The sequence below is a fragment of the Pseudomonas sp. RT4P38 genome, from assembly GCF_054897765.1.
Map to the genome: position 1 here is coordinate 4,740,963 of NZ_CM142703.1, position 16,271 is coordinate 4,757,233.

The 16,271-nt window shown below is 58.1% G+C and carries 17 protein-coding genes and 1 pseudogene; 15 read left to right on the forward strand and 3 right to left on the reverse strand.

Translation table 11 applies throughout. The features are described from left to right. Positions 1-223 precede the first annotated feature (223 nt). Together ACYZT7_RS21950 and ACYZT7_RS21955 are read left to right on the forward strand one after the other, a co-directional pair. On the forward strand, positions 224-1,573 hold the full coding sequence (locus ACYZT7_RS21950) for an NCS2 family permease (protein WP_462038204.1): 1,350 nt from the start codon (positions 224-226) through the stop codon (positions 1,571-1,573). A gap of 79 nt (positions 1,574-1,652) precedes the next feature. Next, the gene (locus tag ACYZT7_RS21955) at positions 1,653-2,279 is read left to right on the forward strand and encodes a LysE family translocator (RefSeq protein WP_462038205.1); all 627 of its coding nucleotides are present in this window, start codon (positions 1,653-1,655) and stop codon (positions 2,277-2,279) included. Positions 2,280-2,468: 189 nt separating this feature from the next. On the opposite strand, the gene uraH is transcribed toward ACYZT7_RS21955, so the two are convergent. After that, positions 2,469-2,822, reverse strand: a complete 354-nt coding sequence (gene uraH, locus ACYZT7_RS21960; RefSeq protein ID WP_007993084.1) for a hydroxyisourate hydrolase — start codon at positions 2,820-2,822, stop codon at positions 2,469-2,471. 432 nt (positions 2,823-3,254) lie between these two features. Here uraH and puuE point away from each other — a divergent pair, with 432 nt between their 5' ends. The 8 genes and pseudogenes from puuE to ACYZT7_RS22000 all read left to right on the forward strand — a co-directional run bounded on the left by puuE (position 3,255) and on the right by ACYZT7_RS22000 (position 10,190). Beyond that, the gene (gene puuE, locus ACYZT7_RS21965; protein ID WP_462038206.1) at positions 3,255-4,181 is read left to right on the forward strand and encodes an allantoinase PuuE; all 927 of its coding nucleotides are present in this window, start codon (positions 3,255-3,257) and stop codon (positions 4,179-4,181) included. After that, positions 4,178-4,693, forward strand: a complete 516-nt coding sequence (gene uraD / locus ACYZT7_RS21970) for a 2-oxo-4-hydroxy-4-carboxy-5-ureidoimidazoline decarboxylase (protein ID WP_462038207.1) — start codon at positions 4,178-4,180, stop codon at positions 4,691-4,693. The genes puuE and uraD overlap by 4 nt, the downstream gene beginning before the upstream one ends. Positions 4,694-4,784: 91 nt before the next feature. Beyond that, complete coding sequence (gene alc, locus ACYZT7_RS21975) at positions 4,785-5,780, forward strand: allantoicase (RefSeq protein WP_131062432.1); 996 nt, start codon at positions 4,785-4,787, stop codon at positions 5,778-5,780. 121 nt (positions 5,781-5,901) lie between these two features. Then, positions 5,902-6,405, forward strand: a complete 504-nt coding sequence (locus ACYZT7_RS21980) for an ureidoglycolate lyase (protein ID WP_007988150.1) — start codon at positions 5,902-5,904, stop codon at positions 6,403-6,405. A 50-nt stretch (positions 6,406-6,455) separates the two neighbouring features. Further along, positions 6,456-7,748 carry a urate hydroxylase PuuD gene (locus tag ACYZT7_RS21985; protein WP_449645446.1) on the forward strand — a complete coding sequence of 431 codons (1,293 nt, stop codon included), beginning with the start codon at positions 6,456-6,458 and terminating at the stop codon, positions 7,746-7,748. Between the two features lie 150 nt (positions 7,749-7,898). Next, positions 7,899-8,054 (forward strand): annotated as a pseudogene (locus tag ACYZT7_RS21990) (purine permease); the annotation flags it as partial. A gap of 189 nt (positions 8,055-8,243) precedes the next feature. Next, entirely contained in the window at positions 8,244-9,029 is a 786-nt protein-coding gene (locus tag ACYZT7_RS21995) for an outer membrane protein OmpK (protein ID WP_415767072.1), read from the forward strand. Between the two features lie 375 nt (positions 9,030-9,404). After that, positions 9,405-10,190 carry an outer membrane protein OmpK gene (locus tag ACYZT7_RS22000; protein ID WP_462038208.1) on the forward strand — a complete coding sequence of 262 codons (786 nt, stop codon included), beginning with the start codon at positions 9,405-9,407 and terminating at the stop codon, positions 10,188-10,190. Between the two features lie 87 nt (positions 10,191-10,277). Here ACYZT7_RS22000 and ACYZT7_RS22005 read toward each other — a convergent pair whose 3' ends face one another. Continuing rightward, positions 10,278-11,432 (reverse strand): patatin-like phospholipase family protein, encoded by a 1,155-nt coding sequence (locus tag ACYZT7_RS22005; RefSeq protein ID WP_462038209.1) that lies wholly within the window; start codon positions 11,430-11,432, stop codon positions 10,278-10,280. Positions 11,433-11,467: 35 nt separating this feature from the next. After that, positions 11,468-12,400: a lipid A biosynthesis lauroyl acyltransferase gene (locus ACYZT7_RS22010; RefSeq protein WP_462038210.1), complete on the reverse strand. Its 933-nt coding sequence runs from the start codon at positions 12,398-12,400 to the stop codon at positions 11,468-11,470. A 118-nt stretch (positions 12,401-12,518) separates the two neighbouring features. On the opposite strand from ACYZT7_RS22010, the gene minC reads away from it, so the two are divergent. From minC to ACYZT7_RS22035, 5 genes are all read left to right on the forward strand, one after another. After that, positions 12,519-13,256, forward strand: coding sequence for a septum site-determining protein MinC (minC, locus tag ACYZT7_RS22015; RefSeq protein ID WP_462038211.1), 738 nt, complete (start codon positions 12,519-12,521; stop codon positions 13,254-13,256). Positions 13,257-13,457: 201 nt separating this feature from the next. Continuing rightward, positions 13,458-14,270, forward strand: coding sequence for a septum site-determining protein MinD (gene minD / locus ACYZT7_RS22020; protein ID WP_201112779.1), 813 nt, complete (start codon positions 13,458-13,460; stop codon positions 14,268-14,270). Continuing rightward, positions 14,270-14,524: a cell division topological specificity factor MinE gene (minE, locus tag ACYZT7_RS22025; protein ID WP_007898843.1), complete on the forward strand. Its 255-nt coding sequence runs from the start codon at positions 14,270-14,272 to the stop codon at positions 14,522-14,524. The genes minD and minE overlap by 1 nt, the downstream gene beginning before the upstream one ends. A gap of 90 nt (positions 14,525-14,614) precedes the next feature. After that, positions 14,615-15,250, forward strand: a complete 636-nt coding sequence (locus ACYZT7_RS22030; protein WP_008146175.1) for an RluA family pseudouridine synthase — start codon at positions 14,615-14,617, stop codon at positions 15,248-15,250. Between the two features lie 146 nt (positions 15,251-15,396). Then, positions 15,397-16,239 (forward strand): hypothetical protein, encoded by an 843-nt coding sequence (locus ACYZT7_RS22035; protein ID WP_462038212.1) that lies wholly within the window; start codon positions 15,397-15,399, stop codon positions 16,237-16,239. Positions 16,240-16,271 lie beyond the last annotated feature (32 nt).

Consider the following 16,271-nt stretch of genomic DNA (forward strand, 5'->3'; position numbering starts at 1 on the left):
GAGCGTGGGAACGATCGTCTATAGCCGATATATCCCGATCAACAAACTTTTCGTCTACAAAATCAAAAACATTATTTGCTTTATTTGTATACAAAAGCATAATCCACTTCGTGCGAGTTCTTGACCAACCGGTCAACAAATTCGCAAGTGCCTCAAAGGGCCGCTGCCGCCCTCATGGGTCCGGCCCTGGAAATAAAAACAAAACTCTTGAGGAGTACTCGCTGTGGAAAGCCGCAAATCCGAAGTCCCGTCGCTGGAACTCTCGCCGCCGTTACGTAATGGCTGGCTGGAGCGCATCTTCAAACTCAGCTTGCATGGCACCACGGTGAAGACCGAGCTGATTGCCGGTCTGACAACCTTCATCACCATGGCTTACATCATCTTCGTCAACCCCAACATCATGGCCGATGCCGGGATTGATCACGGTGCCGCGTTTGTCGCCACCTGTATCGCCGCCGCGCTGGGTTGCCTGTTGATGGGCCTTTACGCCAACTGGCCGGTCGGCCTGGCGCCAGGCATGGGTTTGAACGCCTTCTTTACCTATACCGTGGTTGGCACCATGGGCTACAACTGGGAAACCGCCCTCGGCGCGGTGTTTATCTCAGGCGTGCTGTTCATGTTCCTGACCTTCTCGCGGATTCGCGAATGGCTGCTCAACAGCATCCCGGTCAGCTTGCGCTACGCTATGGGCGCCGGTGTGGGCTTGTTCCTCGGGCTGATCGGCTTGAAAACCGCTGGCATCGTCGTCGATAGCCCGGCCACCCTGATCAAACTCGGCTCCCTGCGCGAGCCTGGCCCGCTGCTCGCCGCCATCTGCTTCCTGATGATCGCCGTGCTCAGCTACCACAAAGTGTTCGGCGCGATTCTCATCAGCATCATCACCGTCACCCTGGCCGGTTGGGGTCTGGGCCTGGTGCATTACGAAGGGATCATGTCAGCCCCGCCGAGCCTGGCTCCGACCTGGATGGCCATGGATGTCGCCGGCGTGTTCAACATCAGCATGATCAGCGTGGTGCTGGCCTTCCTCTTCGTGCATATGTTCGACACCGCCGGCACCTTGATGGGCGTTGCCCAGCGCGCCGGTCTGGTGAACGCTGATGGAAAGATCGAAAACCTTTCCCGCGCCCTCAAAGCCGACAGTGCATCCAGCGTGTTCGGTGCGGTGGTCGGCGTTCCGCCGGTCACCAGCTATGTGGAAAGTGCCGCGGGTGTAGCCGCTGGTGGTCGGACTGGTCTTACCGCCGTGACCGTAGGTGTGCTATTTATTGCCGCCATGTTTTTCGCACCGCTGGCTGGCATGATCCCCGCATATGCTACCGCCGGTGCGCTGATTTATGTGGCGATGCTGATGATGGGCGGCATGGCTCACATCGAATGGGACGAAGCGACCGACAGCATTCCGGCGATCGTCACTGCGATCATGATGCCCCTGACCTTCTCGGTCGCCGACGGCATCGCGCTGGGCTTTATCACTTACGTGGTACTTAAGGCCTGTACCGGTAAGCACAAGGAAATTTCCATCAGTCTGTGGGTGCTCTGCGCGATCTTCATCGCCAAGTTCATTTTCCTGTAAGCCGTCTACGTTTCAAAAACAGTGTTTCAAAACAGCCTCACCCCGTCGGGTGGGGCTTTTGCACAAATGGAGGAAAGTGATGAGTCTGGAAACCTGGCTGCTGTTCAGTGGCGCTGCGCTGGTGGTGATCCTGATCCCCGGGCCACTGTCTTTGCTGATGATCAGCAACAGTCTGAATTACGGTTTGCGCCGTTCATACCCGGCGTTTCTGGGAGGCGTGATTGCGTCGATCTGTTTGCTCAGTGCTTCCGCGTTGGGTTTGGGCGCCTTGCTGCTGGCGTCGGAACAGCTGTTCAGCGCGCTGAAAATCGTCGGTGCGCTGTACCTGTTCTACCTGGCCTGGCAGAGCTGGCAGCAATCGCGTCAACCCTCACACGGCGCTGAAGTACCCCAGGCTGCACCGGCTCCACGCTTTCGTGCACTGTTCGGTCGCGCGTTTGTGCTGGGCGCGAGCAACCCGAAAGACATTCTGTTCTTTGCTGCTTTCCTGCCGCAGTTCCTCAGCGCCGAGCATCCGTTCCTGCCGCAGTTGCTGGTGATGATTGTGACCTGGACCGTGCTGGATCTGTTGTGCAAATTGGCTTATGGGCTGAGTGCCCACGGGGCGGCGCGGTATTTGCGCAGTGGCAAGGGCCAGAACTGGTTTAACCGCATCAGTGCGGGGTTGTTCAGTGGTGCGGGCACGGCCTCCTTGTTGAGCCGCTGAAGAGCAAAAGCATCGCGGACAAGCCCGCTCCCACAGGTTCTGTGAACGCCACAGCTCACTGTGGAAGCGGGCTTGCCCGCGATGGCGCCTGACCAGGCACCTACTTTCTCAAGGACGAAAAAAAGCCCGCAGTGTGAGCAGGCGAAAGACCAAAGAAGCTATATGCGCAGGATTTTTGGGGGGAAAGTCCTAGCTTCCTCTGTAGGTCGAATAGCTGTACGGCGAAATCAGCAGCGGTACATGGTAGTGGTCCTGCTCGGCAGAGATGCCAAAACGCAGCACAACCACATCCAGGAACGCCGGCTCCGGAAGCTTTACGCCACGGGCGCGGTAGTAATCGCCCGCATGAAATTGAACCTGATAGACCCCGGAACGGTAGTCATCGCCTTGCAGCAGCGGTGCATCGACCCGGCCGTCGCTGTTAGTGACTGCCGTGGCCACCAGTTCCAGCTGCGAACCTTCAACGCGATACAACTCGACCTTGATCGAGCTGCCCGGACAACCATGTGCAGCGTCCAAAACGTGTGTAGTCAAACGTCCCATTGATTCTGCGCGCCTGCCTGCTTAGAGCAGTCAGACCTCGCGCCTCCCGAAGTCAGTTGAAAGGAGACCGCACCGATTCGGAGCACGAAAAGCTGCGGCGAGCGACTAATTAAGACACTTTTCAAAAAAATTGTACACAATAAAAATCACATTTTTACGGCAATGTCCGCTACTCATGGATTCGTACCGAATCTGGCGTCGAACCATAGGATCAAAGGACCTTCCATCCATTAGCTGACCAATCAGGCAGGTTTCTTGCAATAACATGTGAAGATGACAGTCAGTGAAAAATGCAAAAAATCAGGCTTACAAAGTCGATATAAAGTTGTATACAATCATCCCATCGCTGTGACGCCAGTCTGTCATCAAACTGCCAGGCCGCCACACAACCCTGACCTTGAACAAGTCGAACGAATAAGAAGGAAGACTGCAGTGAGCGCTGACTACCCACGCGACCTGATCGGTTACGGCAGTAACCCTCCTCACCCACACTGGCCGGGCAATGCCCGCATCGCCCTGTCCTTCGTGCTCAATTACGAGGAAGGTGGCGAGCGCAATATCCTGCACGGCGATAAAGAATCCGAAGCCTTCCTCTCGGAAATGGTCTCGGCGCAGCCGCTGCAAGGCGCGCGCAACATGAGCATGGAATCCCTTTACGAGTATGGCAGCCGTGCCGGCGTCTGGCGGACTCTGAAACTGTTCAAGGAGTTCGACATCCCGCTGACCATCTTCGCCGTGGCCATGGCCGCCCAGCGCCACCCGGACGTGATCCGCGCGATGGTCGATGCCGGCCACGAGATCTGCAGCCATGGCTATCGCTGGATCGACTACCAGTACATGGACGAAGCGCAGGAACGCGAGCACATGCTCGAAGCGATCCGCGTCCTCACCGAAATCACCGGTGAACGTCCGCTGGGCTGGTACACCGGCCGCACCGGTCCGAACACCCGTCGTCTGGTGATGGAAGAAGGTGGTTTCCTCTACGACTGCGACACCTATGACGACGACCTGCCCTACTGGGAACCGAACAACCCGACCGGCAAGCCGCACTTGGTGATCCCGTACACCCTGGACACCAACGATATGCGCTTCACCCAGGTCCAGGGCTTCAACAAGGGCGACGATTTCTTCGAATATCTCAAAGACGCGTTCGACGTGCTGTATGCCGAAGGCGCCGAAGCACCGAAGATGCTGTCGATCGGCCTGCACTGCCGTCTGATCGGCCGTCCGGCGCGTCTGGCCTCGCTCAAACGCTTTATCGAGTACGCTAAAAGTCATGAACAGGTGTGGTTCAGCCGTCGCGTCGACATCGCTCGCCACTGGCACGAAACCCACCCGTACCAAGGGGCCGCAAAATGAGTCACTTCCAAACCCTGAAGCCCTCGACCCTGAGCCGCGATGCCTTCGTCGCCGCCTTCGCCGACATCTACGAACATTCGCCATGGGTGGCCGAGAAGGCCTTCGACCTGGGGCAGGACGCGTCGATCGACGAGATCGAAACCCTGCACCAGCGCATGAGCGACATCCTGTTGAGCGCCGATCACGTCAACCAGCTGGCATTGATCAACGCTCACCCGGACCTGGCCGGCAAAGCCGCCGTTCAGGGCCAGCTTACCGCAGCCAGCACTCAAGAACAGTCTGGCGCGGGTATTCACCAATGCACGGCCGAAGAGTTTTCTCGCTTCACCGAGCTGAACGACGCCTACAAAGCCAAGTTCAAGTTTCCCTTCATCATGGCGGTAAAAGGCAGCGACCGGCATCAGATCCTCGCAGCGTTCGAAACGCGCATTCACAATTCGGCGGATACCGAATTCAAATGCGCGCTGGCGCAGATCAACAAGATTGCGTTGTTCCGATTACTGACCCTATAGCGACCTTGGTCCGAGCAAGTTTTCCGAACGCAGAACGAGCCCAGGGCCCTGAGAGCATCCCAAGCCAACTTATTAAAGGCAGACAAGAAGAATGAAAGCTTACGCCGTACCTTTCGAGAAGTTCGTCAACCTGGCCGACGCCCGTCTGGGCACCAAAATCATCTCGGTCACCGATGACTGGTTCGCTGATGCCAACCGCCTGTTTCAACCGACCCCGGCTGTGTGGAAGGAGGGCGTGTTCGATGACAACGGCAAGTGGATGGACGGCTGGGAGTCGCGCCGCAAGCGCTTCGAAGGCTACGACAGCGCGGTAATCCGCCTAGGCGTTCCAGGCTCGATCAAAGGCGTGGACATCGACACTTCATTCTTCACCGGCAACTTCCCGCCATCGGCCTCCCTGGAAGCGTGCTTCCTGGCCTCGGGCGAGCCGGACGAAAGCACCCAGTGGACTGAAGTGCTGTCGGCCGTCGAGCTGCAAGGCAACAGCCACCACTTCCACGAAATCAACAACGACCAGGCGTTCAGTCACCTGCGCTTCAACATCTACCCGGATGGTGGCGTGGCCCGCCTGCGTGTTTACGGTATTCCGTTCCGCGACTGGTCCGCTGTTGGCGACAACGAACAGGTTGACCTGGCTGCAGCGCTGAACGGCGGCCGCGCCCTCGCCTGCTCCGACGAACACTTCGGTCGTATGAGCAACATCCTCAACCCGGGCCGTGGCATCAACATGGGCGACGGCTGGGAAACCGCACGTCGTCGCACGCCAGGCAATGACTGGGTCATCGTCGCGCTGGGTCATGCCGGCGAGATCGAGAAAGTCATCGTCGACACCCTGCACTTCAAGGGCAACTACCCGGACACGTGCTCGATCCAGGGCGCGTTCGTGAAGGGCGGCACCGACAGCCAGATCGAAACCCAATCGCTGTTCTGGCGCGAATTGCTGCCGGCGCAGAAACTGGAAATGCACGCCGAACACACCTTCGCCGAGCAGATCAAGGCTCTGGGGCCGATCACCCACATCCGCCTCAATGTGTTCCCGGATGGTGGTGTGAGCCGCCTGCGCGTCCTGGGCAAGGTCGCTAAATAAGCGCTGAGGCCAATCGCGAGCAAGCTCGCTCCCACAGGGGTACGCGGTCAAATGTGGGAGCGAGCTTGCTCGCGATAGCAATAGAACAGACAACACAGAACTCAACGAAAAGAAGACCAGCATGCGCACATTGACGATTGAACCGCTGACCAAAGAAGCCTTCGCCCCTTTCGGTGACGTTATCGAAACCGACGGTAGCGATCACTTCATGATCAACAACGGTTCGACCATGCGCTTCCATAAACTGGCGACGGTTGAAACCGCCACGCCAGAGGATAAAGCGATCATCAGCATCTTCCGCGCCGACGCGCAGGACATGCCGCTGACCGTCAGCATGCTGGAGCGTCACCCGCTGGGCAGCCAGGCTTTCATTCCGCTGCTCGGCAACCCCTTTCTGATCGTGGTCGCGCCACTTGGCGATGAACCTGTATCAGGCTTGGTCCGCGCCTTCGTCACCAACGGCAGGCAGGGCATTAATTACCATCGCGGCGTTTGGCACCATCCGGTGCTGACGATCGAAAAGCGGGATGACTTCCTGGTGGTTGATCGCAGTGGCACAGGCAACAACTGCGATGAGCATTTTTTCAAAGAGGATGAGCGTTTGATCCTTGCCCCCCACCAATAAGAGAAGGTCTGATCACTCGACGACAGAGTGACAGGCGAGAGGTAAAGACTGTGGAAGCACATCTGTTGGAATGGCTGAACCTGAGCGTACGCTGGGTTCACATGATTACTGGCGTGGCCTGGATCGGCGCGTCGTTCTATTTCGTCTGGCTGGAAAACAACCTCAATCGGGTCAACCCGAAAAGTGGCTTGGCGGGCGATTTGTGGGCGATCCACGGCGGCGGTATCTATCACCTGGAAAAATACAAACTGGCCCCACCGACCATGCCGGACAACCTGCACTGGTTCAAATGGGAAGCCTATTTCACCTGGCTGTCGGGGATCGCGCTGCTGTGCGTGGTGTTCTACTCCAACCCGACGCTCTACCTGCTGGCACCGGGCAGCAGCCTGACCGGCCCTGAAGGTGTTGCCCTGGGCATTGCCTCGTTGTTCGTCGGCTGGTTCGTCTACTCCTTCCTTTGCGACTCGGCCCTGGGCAAACGCCCTGCCCTGCTCGGCTTCATCCTGTTCGTGCTGATCATTGGCGCCGCTTACGGCTTCAGTAAAGTGTTCAGTGGTCGGGGTGCGTACCTGCACGTCGGCGCGATCATCGGCACCATCATGGTCGGCAACGTGTTCCGCATCATCATGCCGGCCCAGCGTGCGCTGGTGGCGGCGATTGCCGAGAACCGCACGCCGGATCCGGCGCTGCCGGCCAAAGGCTTGCTGCGTTCGCGTCACAACAACTACTTCACCCTGCCGGTGCTGTTCATCATGATCAGCAACCACTTCCCGAGCACTTACGGCAGCCAATACAACTGGCTGATCCTGGCCGGGATCGCGGTATTGGCGGTGTTGGTGCGTCATTACTTCAACACCCGTCATGACAGCCACAAGTTCGCCTGGACCATGCCCGTCGCAGCAGTGGGCATGATCTGCCTGGCGTACGTGACTGGCCCGGCGCAGATGTCCAGTGCACCTGAAGTAGCCAAGGCACCTGGCACCATCGAGTACCAGCCGCTGCCGGAAACCGCCCTCGGTGGAGGTGCCAAACCTGCCGCCGCGAAGCCTGCTGAAGCGCCGGTTCAGGCTGCGAACGCCGGACCAAGTTACGACAAGGTGCACAGCGTGATTCAGGAACGTTGCTCGGTTTGCCATTCCGCCAAACCGACCAGCCCGCTGTTCAGCGCTGCACCGGGTGGCGTGATGTTCGACACTCCCGAGCAGATCCGTCAGAACGCCGCACGCATCCAGGCTCAAGCCGTCACCAGCCAGATCATGCCGCTGGGCAACATCACCCAGATGACCCAGCAGGAACGTGACCTGATTGGCGCGTGGATTGTTCACGGAGCTCCAACCAATTAAGTAGCAAAAGCATCGTCGGAACGCCGCCCGGAGCGAGCTCGCTCCCACAGGATTACGCAGGACCTGTGGGAGCGAGCTTGCTCGCGATTGGCCGCGCCGCGTTCCCCTGTCGCACAAAATCACAAGAATAAAAAAGATCCGAGGTGTTGCATGTCTGAGCTCTCCGAAGCGCGCATCCCCGACGCACCCGCCATTCAGCGTTTACCCCTTTTGCAACTGATCCTGGTCGCTACCATCGTGCAATCGTTAGGGATAGGCCCGAGGGGCATCCGCATGCCGGTGATGATGGGCGCCAGTTTCGCCGCCGGATTCTGGCTGAGTGCGCTGTCGCTGAACCTGCTGTTCAACATCCTCGGCGGCGCCGAACGCGCGGCCATCAACGACTGCCACGCCCACCCGCATTGACACACTAAAAGCCATACAACCTGTGGGAGCAGTTGCTCCCACAGTCGCCACACCTGCGCCTCAAACAATAAAAACAAGAGGGAGCAACAGATGATTCGGACACAGACAAACATGCTGTTGGGCGGTGGTCTTTTGGCTGCCAGCCAAGCCATGGCCGGCGATTTGCTGCTGTGGCAGACCAACAGCCTGAGCTATCTGTATGGCAAGGATTTCGCGGTCAACCCGTCGATCCAGCAAACGATAACCTTTGAACACGCCGACCGCTGGAAGTACGGCGACAACTTCCTGTTCGTCGACAGCACTTACTACAACGGCGAGAAAGACCGGAACAAAGGCGTTCACGCCTATTACGGCGAGTTCAGTCCGCGCCTATCTTTCGGAAAAATTCTCGACCGACGTTTCGAATTCGGCCCGATCAAGGACGTGTTGCTGGCCATGACCTACGAGAATGGCGAAGACGACACCGAGGCCTATCTGATCGGCCCCGGTTTCGACCTCGCGGTACCGGGCTTCAATTTTTTCACCTTGAACTTCTACTACCGCCAGACCGAAGGCTCACGTCCCGGCGACGATGTCTGGCAGATCACTCCGGCCTGGTCCTACACCCTGCCATTGGGCAACTCGAACCTGTTGATCGACGGCTACATCGACTGGGTCGTGGATAACGACCAGAACTCACATGGCACCTACCACGCCAACCTGCACTTGAACCCGCAGATCAAATATGACCTGGGGAAGGCCTTGGGCTGGCGGGAGAAACAGGTGTACGTCGGCGTCGAATACAGCTACTGGAAAGACAAATACGGCATCGAAAACAACGCCAACCTCGACACTAATGAGAACACCACCAGCCTGCTGGTGAAGGTGCACTTTTAAGATGGCCCGCAACCGTGCTCCAAACCTGTCGTCGGTGCGCTGTTGCGGGGCACTTGAGACCTGGCCAAGGAGTCAGTATTCTCCGCGGCCGCCCGAATCCGGACAAAAAAAAAGCCCGGATTTAATTCCTGACCAGAAAGCCAACTTATCCCGGCTCTGGACGGTACCAAGGCACTCCAAAACCTCTCTCAATCGACTGCTCTTGAGCAGCCGAACGGGCGTTTTTTGGCTTTTAGAAAGCCTTGGCGCAGCTCTTGCTAACAGCACTGAAGCTGACCGATTGGATGATTTTTACAGCGACAGAAAAAGGCGCCACACCAGAGCGCCGACCTTAAAAAAATAATGTGGAACCACCTACTTTTTGGGAGCAACCGAATGAAACGTACGTGCACTAGCCTGATGCTGGCGGGATCTTTGCTGGCCGGGGGCCAGGCAATGGCCGGCGACTTGCTGCAATGGCAGAACAACAGCCTGACCTACCTGTATGGCAAGGACTTCCAGGTCAATCCACGCATTCAGCAGACCGTCACCTTCGAGCATGCCGACGCATGGAAATATGGGGACAACTTCTTCTTCGTCGACAAGATTTTCTACAACGGCGACAAGGACTTCAACGTCGGCCCGAACACCTATTACGGTGAGTTCCAGCCGCGTATTTCTCTGGGCAAAGTCCTCGATCAGAAAATCGAATTCGGCCCGATCAAAGATGTCCTGCTGGCCATGACCTACGAGTTCGGTGAAGGCGATACCGAGTCCTACCTGATCGGCCCCGGTTTCGACCTGGCGATCCCGGGCTTCGACTACTTCCAGCTGAACTTCTACCAGCGTCACACTGAAGGCAGCCGTCCAGGTGACAACGTGTGGCAGATCACCCCGGTCTGGTCCTACACCATTCCGGTCGGTGACTCGAACATCCTGATCGATGGTTTCATGGATTGGGTGGTCGACAACGATTCCACCTCCAAAGGCGACTACCACGCCAACCTGCACTTCAACCCGCAGGTCAAATACGACCTGGGCAAAGCGCTGAATTTCGGTGAGAAGCAGTTGTATGTGGGTGTGGAATACGACTACTGGTCGGACAAGTACGGGATCAAAGACAGCCAAGTCTTCAAGACCGATCAGAGCACTACGAGCTTCCTGGTGAAGCTCCACTTCTGATGTAAAACCAAAAGATTGCAGCCTTTGCCAGCGCCTATGGACGTGCGCATCCGGGATAGGTGCTGGCGAAGGCTGCGATCTTTTGCTTTATGACAATCCCAAAAACCGGGACAACTCATCCCGCTTGGCCAACGCATCCCGCCGCCCCAAATCAATCAATTCGCTGCAATACCCCGCCTCGAACAGCAGATAACTCAGCACCCCCGCCCCGCTCGTCTTGGTCGCCCCCGGTCCGCGCAGAAACAGACGCAGCGCCGCCGGCAACTCCTGCCGATGCCGCGCCGCAATCTCATCGATTGGCTGACTCGGCGAAATCACCAGCACATCTACCGGCGCCACACCCAGCGCGCGCGTCGGCGTGCCATCGGGCAGCAGATGACCGAACTGATTGAGTCGCTGCAGCAACTCGATGTCACTTTCCAGGCTGTCAATGAACGTGCTGTTGAGCATGTGCCCGCCGATCTGCGCCAGGCTCGGCTGCTGACCGGTGTAGGCGCGCTTCAGCGGTTGTTCCGGATCGACGCCGCGGGGGTTGCCGCTGACGCCCACCACCAGCACTCGGCTGGCGCCCAGGTGCAGCGCCGGGCTGATCGGCGCCGACTGGCGTACCGCGCCGTCGCCGAAATACTCTTCACCGATTTTCACTGGCGCGAACAGCAGCGGAATCGCTGAACTGGCCAGCAAGTGATCGACGGTCAATTGCGTGGGAACGCCGATTCGCCGATGGCGCAACCAGGCATTGATGGTGCCGCCGCCCTGATAAAAGGTCACCGCCTGACCGGACTCGTAGCCGAACGCGGTCACCGCAACCGCCTGCAACTGCTTCTGTGCAATGGCCTCGGCAATCCCGCTCATCTGCAGTTTGGCGTCGAGCAATCCGCGCAGCGGCGAACTGTTGAGCAAGGCCACCGGCACCTGAGCGCCAATCCCCAGCAAACTGTGGCTGACAAAGCGACTGGCCTGATGGATCACGCCCGGCCAGTCGCTGCGCAGCACCAGATGACTGCGAAAGCCCTGCCAGAAGGCTGTCAGACGTTGAATCGCACCACGGAAGTCCATCGCCCCACTGGCGAGACTGACCGCGTTGATCGCGCCGGCCGAGGTGCCGACGATCACCGGAAACGGATTCGCCGCGCCCACCGGCAGCAGCTCGGCAATCGCCGCCAGCACGCCGACCTGATAAGCCGCCCGAGCCCCGCCGCCGGAAAGAATCAACCCTGTAACCGGTTCAGCAGGACTCATCGCAACACTCCATGGTGCTTATTGGAAGCGGTGGTTCAACCGCGTTTTGCGTACAACTTGGGTTCGCCCGGTGGGCGGCTCTTGAAGCGACGATGAGCCCAGAGGTATTGCTCTGGACATTCGCGCAACGCGCCTTCAACCCACTGATTGATGCGGATGCAATCGGCCTCTTCGGTCTCGCCGGGGAAATCCTCGAGCGGTGCATGAATCATCAGTCGATAACCGCTGCCGTCAGCCAGACGTTCCTGAGTGAACGGCACCACCAGCGCCTTGCCCAACCGCGCAAACTTGCTGGTGGCGGTGACGGTCGCGGCCTGAATCCCGAACAACGGCACGAAGATACTTTGCTTGGCGCCATAGTCCTGATCCGGTGCGTACCAGATTGCCCGGCCGGCCCGCAGCAGTTTCAGCATGCCGCGAACGTCGTCGCGCTCCACCGCCAGCGAGTCGACGTTGTGCCGCTCGCGGCCCAGGCGCTGGACGTAGTCGAACAACGGATTCTTGTGCTCGCGGTACATGCCATCGATGGTGTGTTGCTGGCCGAGCAACGCCGCGCCGATTTCCAGCGTGGTGAAATGAACGGCCATCAGGATCACGCCTTTGCCATCGCGCTGAGCCTTTTTCAAATGCTCCAACCCTTCGACATGGGCCAGTTTCGCCAGACGCTCACGCGACCACCACCAGCTCATCGCCATCTCCAAAAACGCGATGCCCGTGGAGGCGAAGTTTTCCTTGAGCAGGCGCTTGCGCTCGGCAGCGGTTTTTTCAGGGAAGCACAGTTCGAGATTGCGCTTGGCAATGCGCCGTCTGTCGCCCGCTACTCGATACATCAATGCACCCAGGGCGCGACCGATCGACAGCAACGCCGGATACGGTAACTGGACAATCAGCCACAACAGCCCCAAGCCACACCACAGCGGCCAGAAACGTGGAGAAAGAAATGCTGTTCGAAAACGCGGGCGATCCATTAAAGGTTCCGGAAAGACAATGGCCGCGCATTCTACATCGTTCGACCCGGCTTGCGGCCCGCGGGCGTTCTCGTTATAAGTCTCGGCACTTTTAGTGACAAGTCGTTGTATGCCGACCATGAGCCAAACCGAACCGCTAGACCAAGATCCCGTGTTCCAGCTGAAGGGCAGCATGCTCGCCATTACGGTGCTGGAACTGGCCCGTAACGACCTCGATAACCTTGATCGTCAACTGGCCGCCAAGGTTGCCCAGGCGCCTAACTTCTTCAGCAACGCGCCACTGGTGCTGGCCCTGGACAAACTTCCGGCCAGCGAAGGCGCAGTAGATCTGCCGGGCCTGATGCGCGTCTGCCGCCAGCATGGCCTGCGCACCCTGGCGATCCGTGCCAGCCGCATAGAAGACATCGCCGCGGCCATCGCAGTCGACCTGCCGGTGCTGCCACCGTCCGGCGCCCGGGAACGTGCGCTTGACCCGCACGAAGGCGTCGTTGCGAAAAAACCGGAAAAACCGCCGGAACCGACCATCAAACCAACGAAGATCATCACGTCGCCCGTACGCGGTGGCCAGCAGATTTATGCTCAGGGTTGCGATCTGGTCGTGATCTCGTCGGTCAGCCCGGGGGCGGAACTTCTCGCCGATGGCAACATCCATGTATACGGCCCGATGCGCGGTCGTGTGTTGGCCGGCGTCAAAGGCGACACGAAAGCCAGGATTTTCTGTCAGCAAATGAGCGCTGAACTGGTTTCCATCGCAGGCCACTACAAGGTTTCGGAGGATCTGCGTCGCGACCCTATGTGGGGCGCGGGTGTACAGATCAGCCTGTCGGGCGATGTGTTGAACATCATTCGGCTTTAACGGATACTGCCGCATTTTCCAAACATCTCTAAAACGTAGCGAAAACGGCTCAAACGAAGTAGGAAAAAGGCCATAAGCAGTGTTTACCCGAGGTAAGCACCGTTCTGGGCCGGATTCCAGCCAAGGCTGTCCGACTGCAGTAGTTTTTCTAGAGATGTTTTTCAGGGGCTAAATGTCCTTTTTCCTTAGGGGTGAAACACCTTGGCCAAGATTCTCGTGGTTACATCCGGCAAGGGTGGTGTGGGTAAGACCACCACCAGTGCTGCTATCGGTACCGGCCTCGCACTGCGCGGCCACAAAACAGTCATCGTCGACTTCGACGTCGGTCTGCGTAACCTCGACCTGATCATGGGTTGCGAGCGCCGCGTGGTGTACGACTTCGTCAACGTGGTGAACGGCGAAGCCAACCTGCAACAAGCCCTGATCAAAGACAAACGCCTGGAAAATCTCTACGTACTGGCCGCCAGTCAGACCCGCGATAAAGACGCGCTGACCGTGGAAGGCGTGGAAAAGGTGTTGATGGCGCTGAAAGAAGACTTCGAATTCGTGGTCTGCGACTCCCCGGCCGGCATCGAGAAAGGCGCCCACCTGGCCATGTACTTCGCTGATGAAGCGATCGTCGTGACCAACCCGGAAGTGTCCTCGGTACGTGACTCGGACCGCATGCTCGGCCTGCTGGCCAGCAAGTCCCGCCGCGCCGAAAAGGGCGAAGAGCCGATCAAGGAGCACTTGCTGCTGACTCGCTACAACCCGCAACGGGTCAGTGACGGCGAAATGCTCGGCGTCGAAGACGTCAAAGAGATTCTGGCCGTCACCCTGCTGGGTGTCATTCCGGAATCCCAAGCGGTACTCAAAGCTTCCAACTCGGGCGTGCCGGTGATTCTCGACGACCAGAGCGATGCCGGTCAGGCATACAGCGATGCGGTCGATCGTCTGCTGGGCAAAACCGTGGAGCATCGTTTTCTCGATGTAACGAAGAAGGGATTCTTCGAGCGCCTGTTTGGAGGTAGATAATGAATCTTTTTGACTTCTTTCGTGCCAGCAAAAAGGTCAGCACCGCGTCGGTAGCGAAAGAGCGTCTACAGATCATCGTGGCGCACGAACGCGGCCAGCGCAGTACACCGGACTACCTGCCAGCCTTGCAGAAGGAATTGGTCGAGGTGATCCGCAAGTACGTCAATATCGGGTCCGATGACGTGCACGTCGCACTGGAAAACCAGGGCAGCTGCTCGATTCTGGAACTCAATATCACCCTGCCTGACCGCTAGTCGATCAGACAGGAGTCACGGCGGCTCAGGTCCCTTCTGCAACTGGAAGGGACCTGAGCCGCCGTTGGCGTTTGTTACGAGGCTGTTTTAATGCCGCTGTCCAACATCCGCATCATCCATCAAGACGCCGCCGTACTGGTGGTGAACAAACCGACCCTGCTGCTCTCCGTCCCTGGCCGGGCCGATGACAACAAGGACTGCCTGATTACCCGCCTGCAAGAAAACGGCTACCCGGAAGCGCGAATCGTCCATCGCCTGGATTGGGAAACCTCCGGCATTATTCTGTTGGCCCGTGACCCGGACACGCATCGCGAGCTGTCTCGGCAATTTCATGACCGCGAAACCGAAAAGGCCTACACCGCCCTGTGCTGGGGCCAGCCGGAACTGGACAGTGGCAGCATCGATCTGCCCTTGCGCTACGACCCGCCGACCAAGCCACGCCATGTGGTGGACCATGAATTCGGCAAACATGCCCTGACCTTCTGGCGCGTATTGGAGCGTTGCGGCGATTGGTGTCGTGTCGAATTGACGCCGATCACCGGCCGATCCCATCAGTTGCGCGTGCACATGCTCTCCATCGGTCACCCGCTGCTGGGTGACGGGCTCTACGCCCACGAGCAAGCATTAGCAGCCTGGCCACGGCTGTGTCTGCACGCGAGCATGCTGAGCTTCACTCACCCGCAAAGCGGCGAACGCTTGCGCTTCGAGTGTCCTGCTCCTTTCTAAGCAGCGCTGAACCAAAAAAACGCCCTTCCATTGAAGGGCGTTTTTATTTCTTGTTCAAAACGACGTGAAAATGGCGTGAAAATATTGTCATAAATCTGTAATGAAACGTAAAATGCCGGCACTTTGATAGCAGGCAGGAAGCCCTCGTGCTCAGCAACAAGACCGTCCAAGACGATTATCCTTTCACCTTCTGCCTCTTCAGCACCACGCTGCACCTTAGCGAACAACCCTCAGCCGAAGCGCAGCAGGCACTTGAGCAACTTGTTCACAAACGACGTGCCCGCAAACTCACCCGTGCGAGTGCGCCGCTCACCTCCGGAGACACCCCGCTGTTTGCCAAAGTCCAGCCGCTGGATTCGTTAAAGGCAAAAGTGCGCGTAACCTTTGGCAAACCACAGCGCAATGGCCGATTCGACTGGCCGCTGGAAGAGCTGATCAACACGCTCGAAGCGCAGCGCCGTGGCGTACAAATGCCTTCGTTGCAAGGGTTCGGTTACACCAAAGACCGACTGGGGCTGACCCAGGAGTATTTCATTATCACGCGCCTGCTCGACGATCATATCGACGGTGTGCAATGGCTTAAACGCAACCCGGATAACGTCGAAACTTTCATTCTCGATGCCTTCCAATTGCTGGGTTCCCTGTCGCGCAAGAACATCACGCACATGGATTTCTGGGCCGGCAACATCATGATCCCGCAAACGCCGCAAACCCCGCTCAAAGCCATCGACTTTGAAAACTGCTTTGCCGGCCAGACAAACCATCCAAGCGAAACCCTGGGTTTTCAGCTGGGCTTCTTCTATCGCCGGGACATCTACAAGCTCATCACCGAAGCCGCCTATGACCGCCTTGTGGACGACTATGTTCGGGAGATCCCCGGTATCTCGATGGAAAAATTCAACGAGGTGTACCTCGCGAGCAAACATGAATATGTAGGCCGCAAGCAACGTCGCGAAGTATTCCTCAATGGCAATCTGATCACCGGCTGACTCATCCTACTCGCCAACCAGCAGCCGACGCA